Annotated in this window: 15 protein-coding genes and 1 pseudogene; 9 read left to right on the top strand and 7 right to left on the bottom strand. The window is 45.8% G+C overall.

Annotated features, from left to right (window positions below; genetic code table 11):
* Window positions 1-22: 22 nt before the first annotated feature.
* Window positions 23-1290 (top strand): annotated as a pseudogene (locus tag ACUVJL_RS16535) (IS701 family transposase).
* 622 nt (window positions 1291-1912) lie between these two features.
* Window positions 1913-3649, top strand: coding sequence for a CapA family protein (locus ACUVJL_RS16530; RefSeq protein ID WP_445246848.1), 1737 nt, complete (start codon window positions 1913-1915; stop codon window positions 3647-3649).
* Between the two features lie 180 nt (window positions 3650-3829).
* Here the strand turns inward: ACUVJL_RS16530 and ACUVJL_RS16525 are convergent, their stop codons facing one another.
* Window positions 3830-4921, bottom strand: a complete 1092-nt coding sequence (locus ACUVJL_RS16525; protein ID WP_445246846.1) for a bifunctional heptose 7-phosphate kinase/heptose 1-phosphate adenyltransferase — start codon at window positions 4919-4921, stop codon at window positions 3830-3832.
* Between the two features lie 306 nt (window positions 4922-5227).
* On the bottom strand, window positions 5228-5782 hold the full coding sequence (locus tag ACUVJL_RS16520; RefSeq protein WP_445246845.1) for a response regulator: 555 nt from the start codon (window positions 5780-5782) through the stop codon (window positions 5228-5230).
* Window positions 5783-5977: 195 nt separating this feature from the next.
* Here ACUVJL_RS16520 and lipA point away from each other — a divergent pair, with 195 nt between their 5' ends.
* Complete coding sequence (gene lipA / locus ACUVJL_RS16515) at window positions 5978-6934, top strand: lipoyl synthase (RefSeq protein WP_445246844.1); 957 nt, start codon at window positions 5978-5980, stop codon at window positions 6932-6934.
* Between the two features lie 126 nt (window positions 6935-7060).
* Window positions 7061-7207 carry a photosystem I protein PsaX gene (locus ACUVJL_RS16510; protein WP_333107338.1) on the top strand — a complete coding sequence of 49 codons (147 nt, stop codon included), beginning with the start codon at window positions 7061-7063 and terminating at the stop codon, window positions 7205-7207.
* Window positions 7208-7425: 218 nt separating this feature from the next.
* Here ACUVJL_RS16510 and ACUVJL_RS16505 read toward each other — a convergent pair whose 3' ends face one another.
* Window positions 7426-7791: a hypothetical protein gene (locus tag ACUVJL_RS16505; protein ID WP_445246843.1), complete on the bottom strand. Its 366-nt coding sequence runs from the start codon at window positions 7789-7791 to the stop codon at window positions 7426-7428.
* A gap of 78 nt (window positions 7792-7869) precedes the next feature.
* Here ACUVJL_RS16505 and ACUVJL_RS16500 point away from each other — a divergent pair, with 78 nt between their 5' ends.
* Window positions 7870-8487 carry a DJ-1/PfpI family protein gene (locus ACUVJL_RS16500; protein ID WP_445246842.1) on the top strand — a complete coding sequence of 206 codons (618 nt, stop codon included), beginning with the start codon at window positions 7870-7872 and terminating at the stop codon, window positions 8485-8487.
* A 56-nt stretch (window positions 8488-8543) separates the two neighbouring features.
* Here ACUVJL_RS16500 and ACUVJL_RS16495 read toward each other — a convergent pair whose 3' ends face one another.
* Together ACUVJL_RS16495 and ACUVJL_RS16490 are read right to left on the bottom strand one after the other, a co-directional pair.
* The gene (locus ACUVJL_RS16495; RefSeq protein WP_445246841.1) at window positions 8544-9092 is read right to left on the bottom strand and encodes an IS110 family transposase; all 549 of its coding nucleotides are present in this window, start codon (window positions 9090-9092) and stop codon (window positions 8544-8546) included.
* Entirely contained in the window at window positions 8977-9516 is a 540-nt protein-coding gene (locus tag ACUVJL_RS16490) for an IS110 family transposase (protein ID WP_445246840.1), read from the bottom strand. The genes ACUVJL_RS16495 and ACUVJL_RS16490 overlap by 116 nt, the downstream gene beginning before the upstream one ends.
* Window positions 9517-9814: 298 nt before the next feature.
* Between ACUVJL_RS16490 and ACUVJL_RS16485 the strand changes: the two genes are divergently transcribed.
* A complete protein-coding gene (locus tag ACUVJL_RS16485) occupies window positions 9815-9994 on the top strand; it encodes a hypothetical protein (protein WP_445246839.1) in 180 nt (59 codons plus the stop codon).
* A 238-nt stretch (window positions 9995-10232) separates the two neighbouring features.
* Here the strand turns inward: ACUVJL_RS16485 and ACUVJL_RS16480 are convergent, their stop codons facing one another.
* Window positions 10233-11123: a carbohydrate ABC transporter permease gene (locus tag ACUVJL_RS16480; RefSeq protein ID WP_445246838.1), complete on the bottom strand. Its 891-nt coding sequence runs from the start codon at window positions 11121-11123 to the stop codon at window positions 10233-10235.
* A gap of 59 nt (window positions 11124-11182) precedes the next feature.
* On the opposite strand from ACUVJL_RS16480, the gene ACUVJL_RS16475 reads away from it, so the two are divergent.
* The 3 genes from ACUVJL_RS16475 (at window position 11183) to ACUVJL_RS16465 (ending at window position 13827) form a co-directional block, all read left to right on the top strand.
* On the top strand, window positions 11183-11758 hold the full coding sequence (locus tag ACUVJL_RS16475; RefSeq protein WP_445246837.1) for a GNAT family N-acetyltransferase: 576 nt from the start codon (window positions 11183-11185) through the stop codon (window positions 11756-11758).
* A 274-nt stretch (window positions 11759-12032) separates the two neighbouring features.
* Window positions 12033-12725, top strand: a complete 693-nt coding sequence (purN, locus tag ACUVJL_RS16470; RefSeq protein ID WP_445246836.1) for a phosphoribosylglycinamide formyltransferase — start codon at window positions 12033-12035, stop codon at window positions 12723-12725.
* Window positions 12718-13827, top strand: a complete 1110-nt coding sequence (locus tag ACUVJL_RS16465; RefSeq protein WP_445246835.1) for a class I SAM-dependent methyltransferase — start codon at window positions 12718-12720, stop codon at window positions 13825-13827. Before purN ends, ACUVJL_RS16465 begins: the two co-directional genes overlap by 8 nt.
* A gap of 633 nt (window positions 13828-14460) precedes the next feature.
* On the opposite strand, the gene ACUVJL_RS16460 is transcribed toward ACUVJL_RS16465, so the two are convergent.
* Complete coding sequence (locus tag ACUVJL_RS16460; RefSeq protein ID WP_445246834.1) at window positions 14461-16563, bottom strand: cytochrome-c peroxidase; 2103 nt, start codon at window positions 16561-16563, stop codon at window positions 14461-14463.
* Window positions 16564-17152: the final 589 nt, after the last annotated feature.

Raw genomic sequence — 17152 nt, 5'->3', positions numbered from 1 at the left:
ATATAACGTTAAAGAATGACCAATGAAAGAGACAACCCCTGCCGCGATGCCCCCCTGCTTCGATAGATGGTGTCAAAGATTTGACGATATTTTTGGTCATCTTGCCCAAAAACGAGAGTTTAGGAACTATTTAGGGGGATTATTGGGAGCTCGGGAGCGAAAAAACTTGTCGCAGATGGCAGCAAACGCCGTGGGAGTAACTTACCACAAATTACATCATTTTTTAACAGCAGCGCCTTGGTCATTCAATGAGGTCAATCAACGTCGCCTAGACGTAATGAATCAGTGTAACTTGCGCCAAGATTAGTCGAGGATTTAGCCTGATAATAGATGATTCAGGTCACCGAAAAAGTGGTAACTTTACCGCAGGTGTAGGAAGACAATACATCGGACAAATCGGAAAAACTGATAATGGGGTAGTAGTAGTTACAAGTCATCTATATGATGGTAAGAAGAGCCTACCATTAGATATTGAATTATATAAAAAAGCCGATTCATTACCATTCGGAAAAGATGACCCAGAATTCAAGAAAAAGCCAGAAATAGCCATAAATTTAATCGACAAAACCTTAGCGAGAGGCTATAAGCCAGGAATAGTCTTGATGGATGCAGGGTATGGTAATAACACCAGTTTTTTACAAGAATTAGAAAGCCGAAAATTAAAATACATCGGAGTCATCGCCAAGAATCGCAAAGTAATCATTCAAAAAACAGTAGATAGAACAGAGGAAATTCGAGTTGACAATTTAACCAAAGCCTTGCCTCTAGAGGCTTTCACAAAAGTTCAACTCAATCTCGAAGAACCGAGAACAGTATGGGTAGCAATTAAAGAAGTCGAATTATCAAAATGCACGGGTAAGAAAGTAATAGCGATCGTCATGAATGCAGATACTTTCGATACCGCCACTGAAATAGATTATTTGATGAGTAATGTAGACTTATCAACAGCGACAGAGGAGTGGATAGTAAAAACTTATTCACAAAGAAATTGGGTCGAAGTTTTCTATCGGGAAGCCTAGGGCTGGTTGGGGTTAAATGAATATCAAATCAGAGATGAAACCAGCCTGAAAAGACATTTTATTATGGTGTTTTGTGCCTACACTTTCATTCTCTGGCATACCTTAACAGGAGGATTAAGGCGTAGATGGGCAAACAAATCTTTAAACACTTTTACGCTATGCACTCGAAGCATTTCGGACAGCCATATCTTTTAGGTTTGTGAAATGGTTGAACCAAAATTGGGACGTATTCTCCGCTTATAAAGCCAGTTTAGGCTTTGTTTGGGCTTAAAATTTGTTTAAGTCCCGTTACTCGTTACCAGGCAGAGCCTGGTAACGCATATCCGGAGGCTCTGCCTCCATAGTCTCCGCCGAGGCAGAGCCTCTGGACATCGGTTCCCAGGCAGAGCCTGGGAACCAGTTAAACCAGTTATTGAAACTGATTTAGGATTGCTATAACAATCTAATAGAGTGTCTCAGTAGTTCTTCTGATAGTGTATTATTAGCCAATAAACCGAATATTTTCATTACATTCTAAGACGCACTCTCGATCGCAGAAACCGGGTTTTTTTATCGAAAATGCTGTAAGAAAGAGAGCGCTGATTTGACTAAGGTTAATTTCAAGGGGGGGAATTATGGCGGATAGAAGTGTTTGGGCGATCGGCTAAGATAACCGTTAGGAAATATTGTATTCAGCAAGCAAGCGCAAAAAATCATACTATCTTGTCGAACAAGGGGCGGGTTTAGTTAGGAGCTATAGTGAGAGCGAGTAGACTGTTTCAGGCAGGCCCCTCTCCCCACGTTTTGTTTATTTGTACCCACTTACTTAATTTAAATCAATCAGTATTTAATCCTGTGCAGCCAAATTTGATATAAGATCGAGCTAAATTTCTAGTGTGAGAGTAAAGGCATTGGTGAGCCAACAAGATATTTTAAATTTAGCAAAAGAAGGCGATGCCCGGGCGATCGCATTTCTGATCGGCCAAGCACTCGAAAGCTTCGGCGTCACGGCTAAAGCCAGCCGGGAAAATGACAGCCTGCACCTGCTGCTGGAAGCAGAACAATTGCCTGCAGAAGAAGCCTGTCTCCGAGTCGCAGTCAAAGGGTTGCAGCGGCTGCAACCAAATAACGTTTACTCGCTGACAGTTTACGGACGGCGGAGTGGGCAGCAATTGCCGGCTTGGACTCAGACGATAGAATTAAAAAAACGCCAGACTCCCGCACCCGTGAGTGCAGCAGTTTCCGCGAGTGCAGCCGTTGCCGCGAGTCTACCCGCTTCCCCAATTCCTGTGACTTTGCCAAAGCTAGAAACAACTCAAAATGTCACAACTGCCTACACTCAAATACCAGAAAAATCCCAGCCCAAACCCCCTCAAATCCCAACTCCCAAACCCACAAACCAACGGCAGCAAAAGCCATCACCGCAGCCCGAGTTAGTCGGTACTAAAACTAAAAAATCTGGGCTGTCAACCCGTGCTCTGAGTCTGATTCTCGTGCCGATATTCGGTTTTGTTCTGGCCTCTCAACTTTACAAATCCTCAAGCACCCCTACTAATAACCCTCTAAGGTCAAAGCCTGCGGTACAAAAAGTGAGCTCGACCCCCCCACCTGCACCCGCAGCCAAACCCCTTCCAGCTCCAAAATCGCCCTCTGCGGCTACAAAAAAACCTGCCACTGTCCCCGCAACTGTCAGCATCAAAGCAGTTGGCGACATGATCCCGGGCACGAATTTTCCCTACAACAAACTGCCTGCAAAAAAAGAGCTTTTATTGGAGTCGGTAAAACCGTACCTCAAAGGAGCTGATATTCTGTTTGGCAATTTTGAAAGCACGATGACCGATTATCCTTACAGTTCCAAAGCAGGCGGCGGACGAATGCTGTTTGCCTTTCGGACGCCCCCGAGTTATGCCAAAATCTTCAAAGATGTTGGTTTTGATATTTTGAATATTGCCAACAATCACTCTTACGATTTTAACGAGCAGGGATTTAAGGACACGATTAAAAACATCGATAGCAACGGCATGAAGGCTGTCGGTAAAAAAAATCAAATTGTTTATCAAAATGTCAAGGGCGTGAATTTTGCCTTTATCGGTTTCAGCAACTACGGCGAAGTTCACAATTCCTTGCTGGAATTGAAAGCGGGAGCAGAGGTTGTCAAAAAAGCGAAGCAAAACGCTGATATTGTAGTGATATCAGTTCATGCTGGAGCTGAAGGAACAGGAGCTCTGAATGTGAGAAATAAAAACGAATTATTTTACGGAGAAAACCGGGGAAATATGGTTTTGTTTTCGCGGACGATGATTGATGCGGGAGCAGATTTGATTTTGGGACATGGCCCGCACGTTATTAGAGCTATGGAACTTTATAAAGGGAAATTGATTGCTTATTCCCTGGGCAATTTTTTGGGTTATCGCACTTTGTCCACAGCAGGAGCACTCGGTCAATCTCTGATTTTGGATGTGAAAATGACTCCGCGAGGAGATTTTGTTTCTGGTAAGATTATCCCCATCCAACTTGACGGGCGAGGCATTCCGTCTGTTGATAACAATTTTAGGAGTGTGGGGTTGATTGGCCGTTTGACAAAGAGCGATTTTCCCAATAGCGGTTTGACAATTGAGGACAAGGGACAAATTTTGAAACAGAGTAAGTAGTTATTGGGAATTGGGAATTTTAACTTGTTCCCAGGCTCTTTAACTGGTTCCCAGGCTCTGCCTGGGAACCAGTAACCAGTAAAGCGAAGGCATCCCATTCAAGTCTAATGTAGGGTGCGGATCCCTTAAAAATCCCCCATTTTCCATCAAAAATCAGACCGATCCGCACCTGACAAAATGCTATAGTGCAATCATCGTTTTCAAAGCTTCTTTCATTTCCTCTGCAGTCGTCGTTGCCGTACCGAATTGACGCACAACAATACTAGCCGCCAAATTGCCCAAAACAGCAGCTTCCCAACCGGATGCACCGACGCACAAAGCTAAAGTCATTGCTGCTACGACTGTATCTCCAGCACCGGTTACGTCGAATACATCAGTCTTGTTAAAAGGGGGAATGTCCCAACTTTGAATGGCAAATTCCCCGTTTTCACAAGTGGATGTTGGAGAAGGTGAATTTTTGATTTCTTCGCCGTTCACCTTTTCAAACAAACTCATCCCTTCTTCACCGCGAGTAATCAGGATTTTTTGAGCTTGAGTTAAGTTCAACAAATCGCGTCCTGCTTGCATTAAAGTTTGAGGGTTTTTGATAGCATATCCGACTGCTTGCTCGGCTTCGGGCAAGTTGGGAGTAAACAGCAGCGCTCCGGAATATCGCTGCAAATTTGTTTGAGCGTCTACAATTGTTTTGCCGGGAACCACTGCCGATTCGATCGCCAAATTCGTCAAAACTCCGTCGCCGTAGTCGGAACAAACCACGGCATCTACTGTCGGTATTTGCTGCCGGATGTAGTCTGACAATTGCAATTGCAAATCTAAATCCGGCAACTCGTCCGATTTGCGATCGACTCTGACAATTTGCTGAGTCACCGACTGCCGCGCGTGTCCGGAAATTCGAGTTTTGGTGACAGTTGGACGCTGCGAATCGATTAAAATGCCCGCCGTATCAATTCCCGCCGCCTCAAAAATACCGCACAAAGCCTTTCCCTGGTCGTCTTTTCCCACCAAACCAGCAACTTTTACTTTGCCTCCCAGTTTGGCTAAATTGTAGACAGCATTTGCGCCACCTCCGGGTAGTTGCCGAGTATTTTCGTAGCGCAAAATCAACACAGGTGCTTCGCGGGAAATTCGCTCTACTTGTCCGGTAAGAAACTCGTCCAAGGTCAAATCTCCGATCGCTAATACCTGCGCTTGATCGAAGCAGTCTAATCTTTTCAATAATTGCTCAGTTGAGGCACGCAGTTGAGGCAAAAAATCGGAATAGTCGTTAGTCATTAACCAAAAAAATGAGACTGAGGAGTTGATTATTGAGCGTGGAACGAGCGGGAATTAAAAATCCTAATATAAATTAATAATTAATTTCCTCCCTTGTTTGATTTTTAACTTTTAATTAATTTTCTCACGGGAATTTTGAGAAACCAGTTGCAGGCTGTTGGCGATCGCACTCGCTCAAACAATCAATTTGGCAAAAAAATGCCGATACAAGGGAACCCATTGAGACAAAGCGAGAAAGTTTCACGGTGTGGAAGTTTTCTTCTACATAAGTGCTTTCTACATCAGTGCCTTGAAAAGACAGCAGAATTATTTCGATTTCATCTGCTTGATGATCGTAATCACCTGAGTCATTTGTTTTTTGAGTGTATCAATTTCCGCTTGCATTTTCGCCATTTTCACAGTCATCGCCTGAATGTCGGCGGCGCCCGCTCCGGGACTGGCTGCTGGGGCGGCGGCTGGGGCTTCGGGCACTGGTTTCTTTTTCGCCAGTACCATCGCCGATTTGATCGCCTCGGTTAGCTGCTTTTTCTCAAAGGGTTTGGCGATGAATGCAAAAAAATGCTTCTCGAAGGGTTTCGGAATTTTCTCCATCACCTCTTCTTCGCGGCCCGACATGATCACCAAAGGTATCTTAGAAAGCTCCGGATGGGCTTGCACTTTTTGATACACTTCCCAACCGCTGACTTTGGGCAGTAGGAAATCTAACATAATTAGATTCGGACGGGCTTGACGGATCAGTTTGAGTCCCTCTTCGCCGTCTTTTGCTTCTAGAACTTCAAAGTTACCCTGAGGCAACATCTCTCGGACTCGGACTCGGATGACTTTACTGTCATCGATTACTAAGATTTTTTGACCAGCCACGACTGACTCCTTCAGTAATGAGTGATGATTCGCAACCTTAAGTATATCCCTAAGAGAATTCTACCCAGAATTCTGGGCGATTTTAGTTTTGCCCAACTGGAGGCGCAATTCTGATTTGGGGTTATACTCCTACAAGTTCAGGGACTTTGATTTCGGATACGATCAAAGAAATTAACTCAATAGCCACTTAATTTTATGTCGCCCCAAACTCCTAAAACTCCTACTGTCAAAGCAGTTGCTGCCCAAATGCGGGGTGAAATCGAGGCGATGCCGGAGTGGTTACGCAGGCCTGTGGGCAAAGCTAGCGAACTTTCCCAAGTGCAAAAAATTATTAAACAGCGGCAAATTCACACGATTTGCGAGGAGGGCAGATGTCCCAACCGGGGCGAGTGCTACGCGCAAAAAACGGCGACTTTTTTGTTGATGGGGCCGACTTGCACCCGGGCTTGTGCTTTTTGTCAAGTAGATAAAGGTCATTCTCCGATGCCCCTCGACCCGGAGGAACCGCAAAAGGTGGCCGAGGCTGTGCAGTTGTTGGGTTTGCGCTATGCGGTGCTGACTTCGGTGGCGAGGGATGATTTGCCGGATGGGGGTGCGGGTTGGTTTGCAAGGACGATCGCCCAAATCCGCCTTCTTAACCCGGATACTGAAGTTGAGGTACTGACGCCGGATTTTTGGGGGGGAATGGGGAGGAGTTCAGAGGGGGAGAATTTCGGCCTCGATGAGTTGCAGCGAGATCGGATTCGCACGGTGGTGGAGGCTAAACCGGCTTGTTACAACCACAATATTGAGACGGTGCGTCGCTTGCAAGGGCCGGTGCGGAGGGGGGCCAAGTACGATCGCTCGATCGACGTTCTCCGTATTGTCAAGCAATATGACCCAACTATTCCCACAAAATCGGGTTTGATGTTGGGGCACGGGGAAACCGAAGCCGAGATACTCGAAGCGATGACCGATTTGCGGGATGCCAAGTGCGATCGACTCACCCTCGGTCAATACATGAGACCATCTCTAGAGCACCTCCCAGTGCGTAAATACTGGACGCCGACCGAATTTGACCGTTTCGGGTCGATCGCCCGGGAGATGGGGTTTGAGCGCGTGCGATCGGGGCCTCTCGTCCGCAGTTCCTACCACGCCGGAGAGAGCGATTGAAATTAATCTGAATTCCACTCGGTATAAACTCCTTGTTACAAAAAATAACTCTAGAGGATTGTGCATAAGTGCGACGCTCTCTGCTATTTGTAAATACAGTGACATTATGAATTAGGAGCTTTACCTATGGCAGAGATAGCGAAGAACCAATTAAAATCCGAGTCCGTGATGAAAACGGGCAAATTCCCTTACACCTTTCGCGCAGGCTGGTTTCTGTTGCTGTTAGCTATCAATTTTGTGGTAGCAGCCTTTTATTTCCATATCATTGAATAGTTCTGCAAGTTAACTTTTAGCAGACCCTGCTGTTCTCGACCTCAACGTCGGAGAGTGGGAGAGAAGGAGAGGGGGAGAGTTTTGAGTTTTGGGTTGGCGAGAATATGACTTCATCCTTCTAACTAATGACTACAGACTTCTTCCCTCTTCCCTTGAACCCCTTCCTTCTGACTAATGACTAATGACTAATGGCTAATGACTAATGACTAATGACTTCTCTAGCGATTTCTAGACGATTCTAGCTTTGACAACCGCTCTTTAATTTTGATAACATCTTGCTTAGTTTCAATTGCCAAAGTTGCTAAATTGTCAAACATCGGGTCTCCCGACAGCATTCTAGGATTTGTGCGACCAGAACTCGGACGGTTCGGAGACTGAGGCAGGTTAACTCTAGAAGCTTGATTCTGCAAACTGTAGATTTGTCCTCTGAGTTCAGAAATTTGACTTTCTAATTGAGTAATGCGAAACTCTAATTGAGTTGTGGATTGAGCGGGCGTAACAATTGGCGCAACTGCAATTGCTAACCCGCAAGCCAGACACAAAAGACAGATTTTTAGGGCGCGATGGCGAATATTTTTCGGCATAGCTTTAATAACTTAAATTATACCAGTTCTACGATAACAAATCGCCGATATTTTTGCCGTCTATCAAAAGTATGTCTTATGCCAACTAAGAACGTAGCTATTTTCATGTTCGATGATGTCGAGGTCCTGGACTTTGCAGGTCCTTTTGAAGTGTTTTCGGTGACATCAGAATTAAGTGAGGGCGATTCCCTTCGGGATAGCTTCGCTTCACGACCTTTTGCAGTCTCTACCGTAGCCGAACATCCCGGTTCTGTCAACGCCCGCAACGGTTTGAGCGTAAATCCCGACTGCACTATTTCCAATTGTCCGGCACCGGATATTTTAATTATACCGGGAGGACAAGGTACGAGAAAGTTAATCGATAATTCAGCAGTTATTAATTGGATAAAAGATTGTGCGCGAACAGCAGAATTAGTGCTTTCTGTCTGTACGGGTTCCCTGCTTTTGGCAAAAGCTGACTTGTTGGAAAATTTGGAAGCAACTACACACCATGGGGCCTTGGAGTTATTGAGAGAATTAGCTCCCAACACAACTATTATCGAAAATAAGCGATTTGTAGATAATGGCAAAATCATCACCTCTGGGGGAATTGCTGCGGGAATTGATATGTCTTTGTACGTTGTCTGCAGGCTTTTGGGAAAAGCCAAAGCTGAACAAACATCAAAGCACATGGAATATAAAATTGGGAATTGGTAATTGGGCAATGGGCATGATTAATTGTATAATGTGCGCGTAGATACTGTCTTGACCTGTCAAGGGGTAGCAGTCAAATAATTCGGATCAAAAGGCTTTTGGGACTTTAAAATCCCAAAAGCCAAATGCACTAACTTCCGCATCAAAGCACCAATCACTTGCATTTTTACCTTTCCACGACCCAATAATCGCTCACTCATAGCTTTTAGCAACGGATTGTAACGCATTGCCACTACCGCAGGCAGATACAACGCCTTTCGTAGTCGGACATTTCCGGTGCAGGACAAACGAGTTTTGCCTTTAACCGAAGTCCCAGAACTGCGTTCACAGGGTGTTAAACCCGCATAAGCTGCTAGTTGACGAGCATTGGTATAATCAGAAACCTCACGAATTTCAGCTAACAATACCGAGGCCGTCTGTTCACCAATTCCTGGAATTGAGGTCAAGAGGTCACGCTGTTGTTTTAAATGTGGGTGCTGGTCGAAATGGTCGCTAATCAGTTTTTTGATCAGTTTTTGTTGCTCTTCTAGGTACTCCAAATGTGCAAGGGTAAGTCCAGCAACAGTTGGCGTAGCTGTTTCCAAACGGTTCTGTTCTTGAGTAGCCATTTCGCTCACAGATTCGAGCCGTCGCAACGCCGGCTTGTAATTCCTTAACTTCTGGTGCGGTTGGTGTCCACAGAGACGGTTTCATCGCCGCACAAAAACGGGCAATTAATGCTGCATCTACGGAGTCTGTTTTAGTTCTCAGAAGTTCGCTTTTGGCAAACCCTTTAATACGAGCCGGATTGACGATACTCACCTGAAACCCAGCCCCATACAAGAATTCGGCTAAGGCTTCTCCGTAAATGCTAGTAGCTTCCATACAAGCATGGAGTTCGACTACACTTTGTTTTTTGAGCCAGTTATGCAAACTCTCAAACCCTTGAATATTGTTAGTAAACTTTTGGGGTTTAGTCGCACGACTTTCAGTCAGCAATGAGACATGAAAGTCTCTTTTACTGATGTCTATACCTAAGACTGTTGATGTCATTGTTTGCTCCAGATGTACTCCGATTTATGAAAGAACCGACAGGCAATGGAAGACTAACCTTGTCAATGCAGGCTTTCCCGATCAAAAGATCGAGAGCCTAAGATACTGTCCAGCTTAATGTGCGCCTGTCATCAGTAATGGGAGCTTATCTACGCAACAGACTTATTCCGTCTAAGGGGCGGGCCAACTTCACCAATTTCTGATGTCCTTAAACAGCACTTTCCACTGAAACTTGCATCTTAATCAGAAACTTTTCTTGTTTCTTTAGATTTACCAAGAAGAAGGTAAGCTCGCCTGAGTGTCGGTACGATCGACTGATTATCGGCTCGATCGACTGATTATCGGTACGATCGCCCGCTTATCGGTACGATCGACTGATTATCGGCTCGATCGACTGATTGTCGGTACGATCGCCCACTTGTCGGCTCAATCGCCTGATTGTCGGTATGATCTAATCAATGACGTGGCGATCGACTGACTCACTCTTTTAAGATACAAGGGGCGGGTTTTACCAACCATAATTGCCTAAAACAAACAATCTCGTAAACCCGCCCCGCCCATACTGGGAATTGGTAATTGGGCAATGGGCATGATTAATTGTATAATGTGCGCGTAGGGGCGGGTTTTGCCAACCATAATTGCCTAAAAGAAACAATCTCGTAAACCCGCCCCGCCCATACACGAACCATACACGAAGGATGCTAGCGGACGTGATATCAAGCATCTTCGCCCCAAACTTTTAGTTGTAAATAGACTAATATCAAAGCTAAAGCCATCAGGAAAGTTGCGGCTGCGGCTGCATAGCCAAAATCAAATTGCGAAAAAGCTTGCTCGTAAATATAATAAACTAGCAAATTAGTAGAGTTCAAAGGGCCGCCACCGGTGATGACATAAACTTGCTCGAAACTCCGCAGGGTAAAAATAGCAGTAGTGACAGTAGCAAATACTAAAGTCGGTCGCAAGCCGGGTAAAGTGATGTATAAAAACTGCTGCCAAGCATTAGCTCCATCCAATTGGGCCGCTTCGTAACGATTTACCGGAATTGCTTGCAATCCTGCTAAAAATACTACCATATTAAAGCCTAATTGTTTCCAAACACTGAGCAGAATTATCACTGGCATTGCCCAAACTGTGCTACTCAGCCAAGGAATTGGATTTAAACCGAGATCCATTAGCGCATTATTCACCGGGCCTTCGGTTTGAAACAACCACCGCCAACCCAAGCCAACTGCAACTAAAGAGGTAATCGAAGGAATAAAATAAGCGGTGCGGAGAGCTCCTCGCCAAGCAAACGAGCGATTTAGCAAAACTGCTAAGCCCAAAGGAATTACTAAACTGGGAATGACTGTAGCAGTAGTAAAATAGATCGTGTTTTGGAGAATTTGCCAGAAATCCGGGTTGGTGACTAGACGCCAGTAGTTGTTCAAGCCAATCCAACGCACTCCCGACTGGGTAAAGCTGCCGCTAGTAAAGCTGAGGTAAAATAAATAGGCGATCGGCCAAATCAAAAAAGTACCCAGAAACAGCCAAGCTGGGGCCAGAAAAGTCCAAGCTGCGATCGAATCATTATCTAACCAGTTAAAACGCCCAAATTTTATCCGAACCATTGGCTTGTAAATTTTAGCTTTTAGTTTTAAATGGTATCACAATATAGGTCAATGTCAAAATGAATCTTCTCGATATATTAGCCCATTTACCCACTATAGAAACTGAAAGGCTCCTGCTCAGAAAAATAACTTTAAGCGATGCCAGCGATATGTTTGAGTATGCCTCAAACCCCGAAGTATCAGAATACACAATGTGGTCAACTCATACCTCGATAGAAGACACTAAATATTTTCTCCAGTCAATTACAAAAATGTACAAAAGACGAGAGCTTGTAGATTGGGGAATCGTCCATAAAGCCGAGAAAAAATTTATCGGCACTTGCGGATTTGTGGAATGGAGCATGACACACAGCCGCGCGGAAATTGGTTACGCACTTTCTCGAAGATATTGGGGAGAAGGATACATGAGCGAGGCGGTCAATGCAGTTATTGAATTCGGCTTTCGGGAGATGTTGCTGAATCGAATTATGGCTCGCTGTGAGGTTAACAATATTGCTTCGGCTCGGGTGATGGAAAAAGTGGGGATGCAATTGGAAGGGATATTGCGACAGCATCTATTTGTGAAAGGCAGATATTGGGATCTAAAAATTTATTCGATTCTCAGGGAAGAGTTTTTTGATAATATTGTAGAATAAGAGTGAATCAGTAAGTCAGCGAAAAAAAAATATACTTAGGGCTTAGGCAATATCTCCATGTAGAGTGCGCCAAAGCACACCTTACCCTTTACCTGTATTGTAGAAGACGAGTGAATAGTTTTTATCTTTATGACAAGAATTTATTGATGGTACAAGCCCCCGGATTTATCCGTGGAATCAATCCAAAATCTCAAATCTAAAATCCTCAAGCCCCCGAATTTATCCCTGGGATCAATCCCAAATCTAAAATCTAAAATCTAAAATCTAAAATCGAATGACCGCTAATCCAGTATCTGTTAATTCCAATGCCAGCCTGATTTCTCCTGAGATTGGCAAAAGTTTGTTAGCGAAGCCCTCGCAGAGGATCGCTCCGGCTCATCCTCCGTTAAAGTTAGGGATTTTAGCATCAGGAAGCGGCAGCAACTTCGAGGTGATTGCCCGAGCAATCCAAAATCAACAACTCAACGCTCAAATCCCAGTATTAATTTACAACAACCCCGAAGCCAAAGCCGCAGCCCGAGCAGAAAAATATGGCATTCCCTCGATTCTTCTCAATCATCGCGACTGCAAAAGCCGCGAAGAATTAGATACAAAAATTGTCAAAAATTTTCAAAAATATGATGTAGAATGGGTAGTGATGGCGGGTTGGATGCGAATTGTTACCAAAGTTTTACTTGATGCTTTTCCCGATCGCGTTATTAACATTCACCCCAGCTTACTGCCGACTTTCCCAGGAATTCGTGCCGTCGAGCAAGCACTGGCCGCCAAGGTTAAAATTACCGGATGTACGGTGCATATCGCCCGTTTAGAAGTAGACAGCGGGCCGATTTTAATGCAGGCTGCGGTGCCAGTATTGCCTGAGGATACAGCAGAAACGCTGCACGCTCGAATTCAAGTACAAGAGCACAAGATTATGCTCGGTGCGATCGCACTTATTGCCGAATCTAATCGAAAATATTGTGACTAAAAACCTCACGAGTGCCGCATCTGTCCCCAAATTGCCCGTCAGCGACTCACCCGAAACAGGCCCGCCGCTGACAGACTCCAATCGTCTGAAATTAATTCTCAAAGAAAGGCTCAAAAAGAGCATCGGCATCAAGGGAGAATTCTCTCTGCCTTGCTTGCCATCAATGCTAGAGGACTATCTTAAATTCCTCTCAGACTTCTTAAAACTTCTCGGGCAAAACCTCGACGCTGCCCAAACCGAAAACTTGCGAACATTAATTGCCAACGCCTTAGCAGAAGGATTCAAAAATTCTCCCCACGCTAATCTAATAGTCTCATACTTTCCCGCCAATTCCCAAACCGGTTTAGCCGGCGGCATTACTCTGGATACCAAGATTCAAGTCGAATCAGTGGCCCAGAAATATCATAGCTGGCCGGATATTCGCCCCGAACCTTTATTCGGCAGCCATCCCGATGCCAAAGTCATCGCCATTGCCGCCGAATTAGGCGAACCCCCAAAAGTACCTATTTTAGATGTCGGTGCGGGTCCAGGGCGCAATAGTTTGCCCTTAGCAAGGTTAGGTCATCCCGTAGATGCGATCGAACTAACACCCATATTTGCCGAGAAACTATCATCCGCAGCCACCGCCGAAAACTTACCGATAAATGTCACCCAAGGCGACGTTTTAGACCCATTATTGAGGATGAAAACTTATCGGTACAAATTAGCCATTGCTACCGAAGTTCTCTCCCACTTCCGTTACCCCGAACAAGTCCGCCTGTTCCTCGGCAAAATGTCCGATGCCGTTTTAAGCGGCGGGTTTATCTTATTCAGCACTTTCTTAGCTGTAGATGGGTACGAACCCGACGAGATGGCAAAACAAATGTCTGAGTTGTGTTGGTCTTATCTGATTACCAGACAAGAATTGCAAGCAGCAATAGAGGGTTTGCCGTTAGAAATTATTTCTGATGAATCGGTGATTGAATACGAACAAAAACATTTGCCTGATTCGGCGTGGCCGCCGACACCTTGGTTTGTCAGTTGGGCCAGCGGGCGCGATTTATTTCCCGTGCAACAAACACCCCCGTTAGAGTTGCGGTGGATACTTGTTAAACGCTTGTAGAATTTATTGTTTTTGCTCAATTTTTAGGTAAAAATTGTCGAAATTTGTCCCAGGTTTGGGCGAGGATACTTTTGTCTGAGAAATGGACGAGAATCTGCTGTATTATCTCGAATTTTGTTAAAGGTCAGGATTTTATATACGGCTTGCTGAATAAAGTGAAAAAGGAGACGCGGCGTTGGGTTGTCTGACAGAAAAAAGGTGGGGGAGTGCAAAAAAAATAGCGATATAATGGCTCAAAACCCTTGCATCACCGGCAACCATGTATTGAAAAGTTGAGCAAGCTCTTTGTGACTCCTGCTCTGGCTCGTTGGGGCTCCACACTCAAGCGATGAATACAAAATCCCCAACCTCTTTAAGAAGTTGGGGATTTTAACGGTTAAGTTGACGACTCATATCATGTCCGATCGATCGCCCATAATACAATTGCCGGGGCTGGTTTTTGAGATTGTCCGTTAGGGGCAAATATTATTGGCTCACGGGCCCCTACAGGAATCAGGGTAATCGACCAGACATGATATCAAAGGGGATTGCCATAGATCTCACGATCGCCCTGCATGGGTTTTTCTCAGGCTTCAACCGCGAAAATCGCCTGGTAATCCCCTTTAAAGCGGTGTTCAATACCGCAGTCCATCATTACTTAGTGACACACATAAATCCTCCCTTCACAAACTTAGGTTTTGAGCCTGGTGGACAGTCTTGCTCAGTAATGCTTCCCTCAAGTGGATTCGGTGATGGCCGAGTAATCTTTGTCGTTGCTCGCTCCGGGGGAACGCCCAAGAAGTTTGGTTGAGGAGTAGTAGTCCCGTTGCGACCCACCGCAGGTAACTCTACCACTGTTGTGGTCGCTTGCCCTTTGCCATCATTGGTCACGGTGTTCTGATCTCCGGGATGCCCATTCGTCACAAACAGTTGTGGATGATCGAACGGGGCACGCTCATAACGAACGCGCTCGTCGGTCAGAGATTTCATGAATGCGACCAAAGACGTTTTCTGTTCCTCGCTGAGGTTTAGGTTGCGGATGCCACGATCGAGATTGTCAATGTTGTTCTCAGCAAAATCCCCGCCTCGATTGTAGAAATCAACCACCTGTCGCAAGGTGGCTTGCCCACCGTTGTGGAAGTAGGGACCAGTCAACTCAACATTCCGCAGTCCAGGCGTTTTGAATGCACCCTCGGCTACAATGCGTTCATTTGCAGCGACGGTTAGATTTGGAGTTGCATTTAGTAATGACTGAAAGAGTCCTTGCTGAGCTACCCGCGATTCTGAAAGCGGATGGCCGAAAGGATCATTGTCGCCCACGCCCCTGTCTTCCCCAGTGGGTCGAACCCCAATATTGTAGAAGCCAGTGTCATAGACAGCTTGTGCAGCATTTCCCACCGTCATCCGTTTGAGCCGTTGATTCTGCACATTATTGACGGAGGCGTTGGTCGTTTCAGCCCCACCGTGACAGAAGACACACGCTTGGTTAAACAGAGCCATGCCTTGCTGTTGCTGTACAGTCAGCGCGTTGCTGTTTCCCTCCTTAAATTGATCGAAGGGTGAATCGTTAGAAATCAAGGTGGACTCGTAGAGTTGAATCGCTAATCCGAAAAACAATGAGAAGTTGTAGTCCATCAGTGAAAACTCATCGGTTGCCCTGGGTCCCTGCGGCTGCCTGAAAGACTGAGTTCCTCCTGTAGAATCAACCTTGATGATGTACTGCGAGTCCCACCACTCCGGCTTAAACGCATCCTCAACCATTTTTTCGTAACTTTTGTCTTTGAGTCCGGGCCCGGGCCAATTGCTCGAGCTGCCCAGAACGCTGTCTTGGGGATGCACAACCTGTGTGCCAAGCGGCCGTAGCTGTTTGAGCTTTTTACCCGTCTCTCTAGGCAGCTTTTTGACTTTAATCCGATCGAACTTCTGTCCGACATCAGGAAATACCCGACCCGTTCCCGATTCTTCCACAGAGCTTAGCGGTGGGCCCACTGCCTGGGACGCCAGCGCTGAATTCTTCAGGCTAATTTTCACCTTCTCGGGAGGGGATTGCTTTCTGGGTGATTTCAGGACAAACGCACCAGAGTCTCTTGACCCAAACGGATTCACACCATTGAATTCGTTTTGGGCGCGTCCGTCCCAAAAGTTGCGGAAGTTAAACACAGCGTTAATTGTGCTCGGCGTGTTGCGATCTGTTACCTGACGCACGTTGATGCCGTGGACGTTAAAGACCGGATCTGGCTTAACCTCTACCTGATCGACCGCACTACCAGGGACAATATCGATGAATTTTGTCAGACTTACCCCTTGAGATCCTGTAATATCGTTTGTGTCACGTAGAACTTGCGAGGAGCGCAAGTTCGGGTCTGCCAGCTTGTGGAACGGATAGTCCCCTGGCACCAGCACAGAGTTGGGGCCCTTACCTGCATTAAACATAATGTCTGGATCTGGCCCATCGCTGGCATTTACCCGCAACAGCCCTGGGCTGAGCTGGTTCTTATCACGATTATCAACTCCTGCGTGAAAGTGGCAACTGGCGCAAGACTGCTGTCCGTTGCTGCCCACCTGCAAATCCCAGAACAAAGCTTTTCCTAAGGCAATTGCAGCCGGTTTGTCTTTGACGAAGTCTCCTAAGTTTGGTGGCTCAGGGACTGCTACGGTTTTAAGCGAAGCCAGTGGATTAGCTGGTGGAGGACCGACTTGAGCCGATACTGTGTGTCCGGCTAAGATGGCAACAGCGACAACTGTAGCGATTGCCATAATGTGGCTTGTTCGCTTAAGCAGCCTTGCTACCAACCGAAAGAGATTACTTAGAGGCATCCCAATGAAATTTTTCAACATTTTGCTTATTTGTTTGGCTCCGACATAGAGTTGTCCAAAACAGAGTCCTCAAATCCTTGAATAGCATTCTGATCGTAAACTTGAGACGGCGGCGGATATGTTGCTTGAATAACTTATCTTACTCTAATTAAGTTAGCACGCGCACCCCTGTAAATTGTATTGGATGCGGCAAATAGCCACAGGCACCACTTATCCGCCAAATTCGAGCCGTCTCGCTGGTTCAGGATGCTTTGTTTCCTTGTATGTTCTGGTTGTTGGAGCGTGGACTGTGCAACTTTACATAGGGCTTGCTGAATCAAGTGAAAAAACAGACGCAACGTTGGGTTTTCTGACCGAAAAAAAGGTGGAGGAGTGCCAAAACAAACCGCGAGATAATGGCTCACAACCCTTGCAGCACAAGCATTGGCAACCATTTACCGAAAAGTTGAGCCAGCTCCGAACCCACCCTTCGACTTTGAAGTCGCATTAGCAGGAAAGCTGGCGATCCAAGCATGAGCTTTAGTTATAA

This window comes from Microcoleus sp. OTE_8_concoct_300 (assembly GCF_031383065.1).
In the GTDB taxonomy this organism is placed as follows: Bacteria; Cyanobacteriota; Cyanobacteriia; order Cyanobacteriales; family Microcoleaceae; genus Microcoleus.
The sequence above is the reverse complement of the archived record's forward strand: the minus strand, read 5'-3'. Positions and strand labels throughout refer to the sequence as shown.

Bases quoted from the DNA above. Each gene is read 5' to 3' on its own strand.
- purN (WP_445246836.1), top strand. From the start codon at position 12,033: ATGACCGCTAATCCAGTATCTGTTAATTCCAATGCCAGCCTGATTTCT.
- ACUVJL_RS16525 (WP_445246846.1), bottom strand. From the start codon at position 4,921: ATGACTAACGACTATTCCGATTTTTTGCCTCAACTGCGTGCCTCAACT.
- lipA (WP_445246844.1), top strand. From the start codon at position 5,978: ATGTCGCCCCAAACTCCTAAAACTCCTACTGTCAAAGCAGTTGCTGCC.
- ACUVJL_RS16460 (WP_445246834.1), bottom strand. From the start codon at position 16,563: ATGGCAATCGCTACAGTTGTCGCTGTTGCCATCTTAGCCGGACACACA.
- ACUVJL_RS16480 (WP_445246838.1), bottom strand. From the start codon at position 11,123: ATGGTTCGGATAAAATTTGGGCGTTTTAACTGGTTAGATAATGATTCG.
- ACUVJL_RS16475 (WP_445246837.1), top strand. From the start codon at position 11,183: ATGAATCTTCTCGATATATTAGCCCATTTACCCACTATAGAAACTGAA.
- ACUVJL_RS16495 (WP_445246841.1), bottom strand. From the start codon at position 9,092: ATGGCTACTCAAGAACAGAACCGTTTGGAAACAGCTACGCCAACTGTT.
- ACUVJL_RS16505 (WP_445246843.1), bottom strand. From the start codon at position 7,791: ATGCCGAAAAATATTCGCCATCGCGCCCTAAAAATCTGTCTTTTGTGT.
- ACUVJL_RS16510 (WP_333107338.1), top strand. From the start codon at position 7,061: ATGGCAGAGATAGCGAAGAACCAATTAAAATCCGAGTCCGTGATGAAA.
- ACUVJL_RS16500 (WP_445246842.1), top strand. From the start codon at position 7,870: ATGCCAACTAAGAACGTAGCTATTTTCATGTTCGATGATGTCGAGGTC.
- ACUVJL_RS16490 (WP_445246840.1), bottom strand. From the start codon at position 9,516: ATGACATCAACAGTCTTAGGTATAGACATCAGTAAAAGAGACTTTCAT.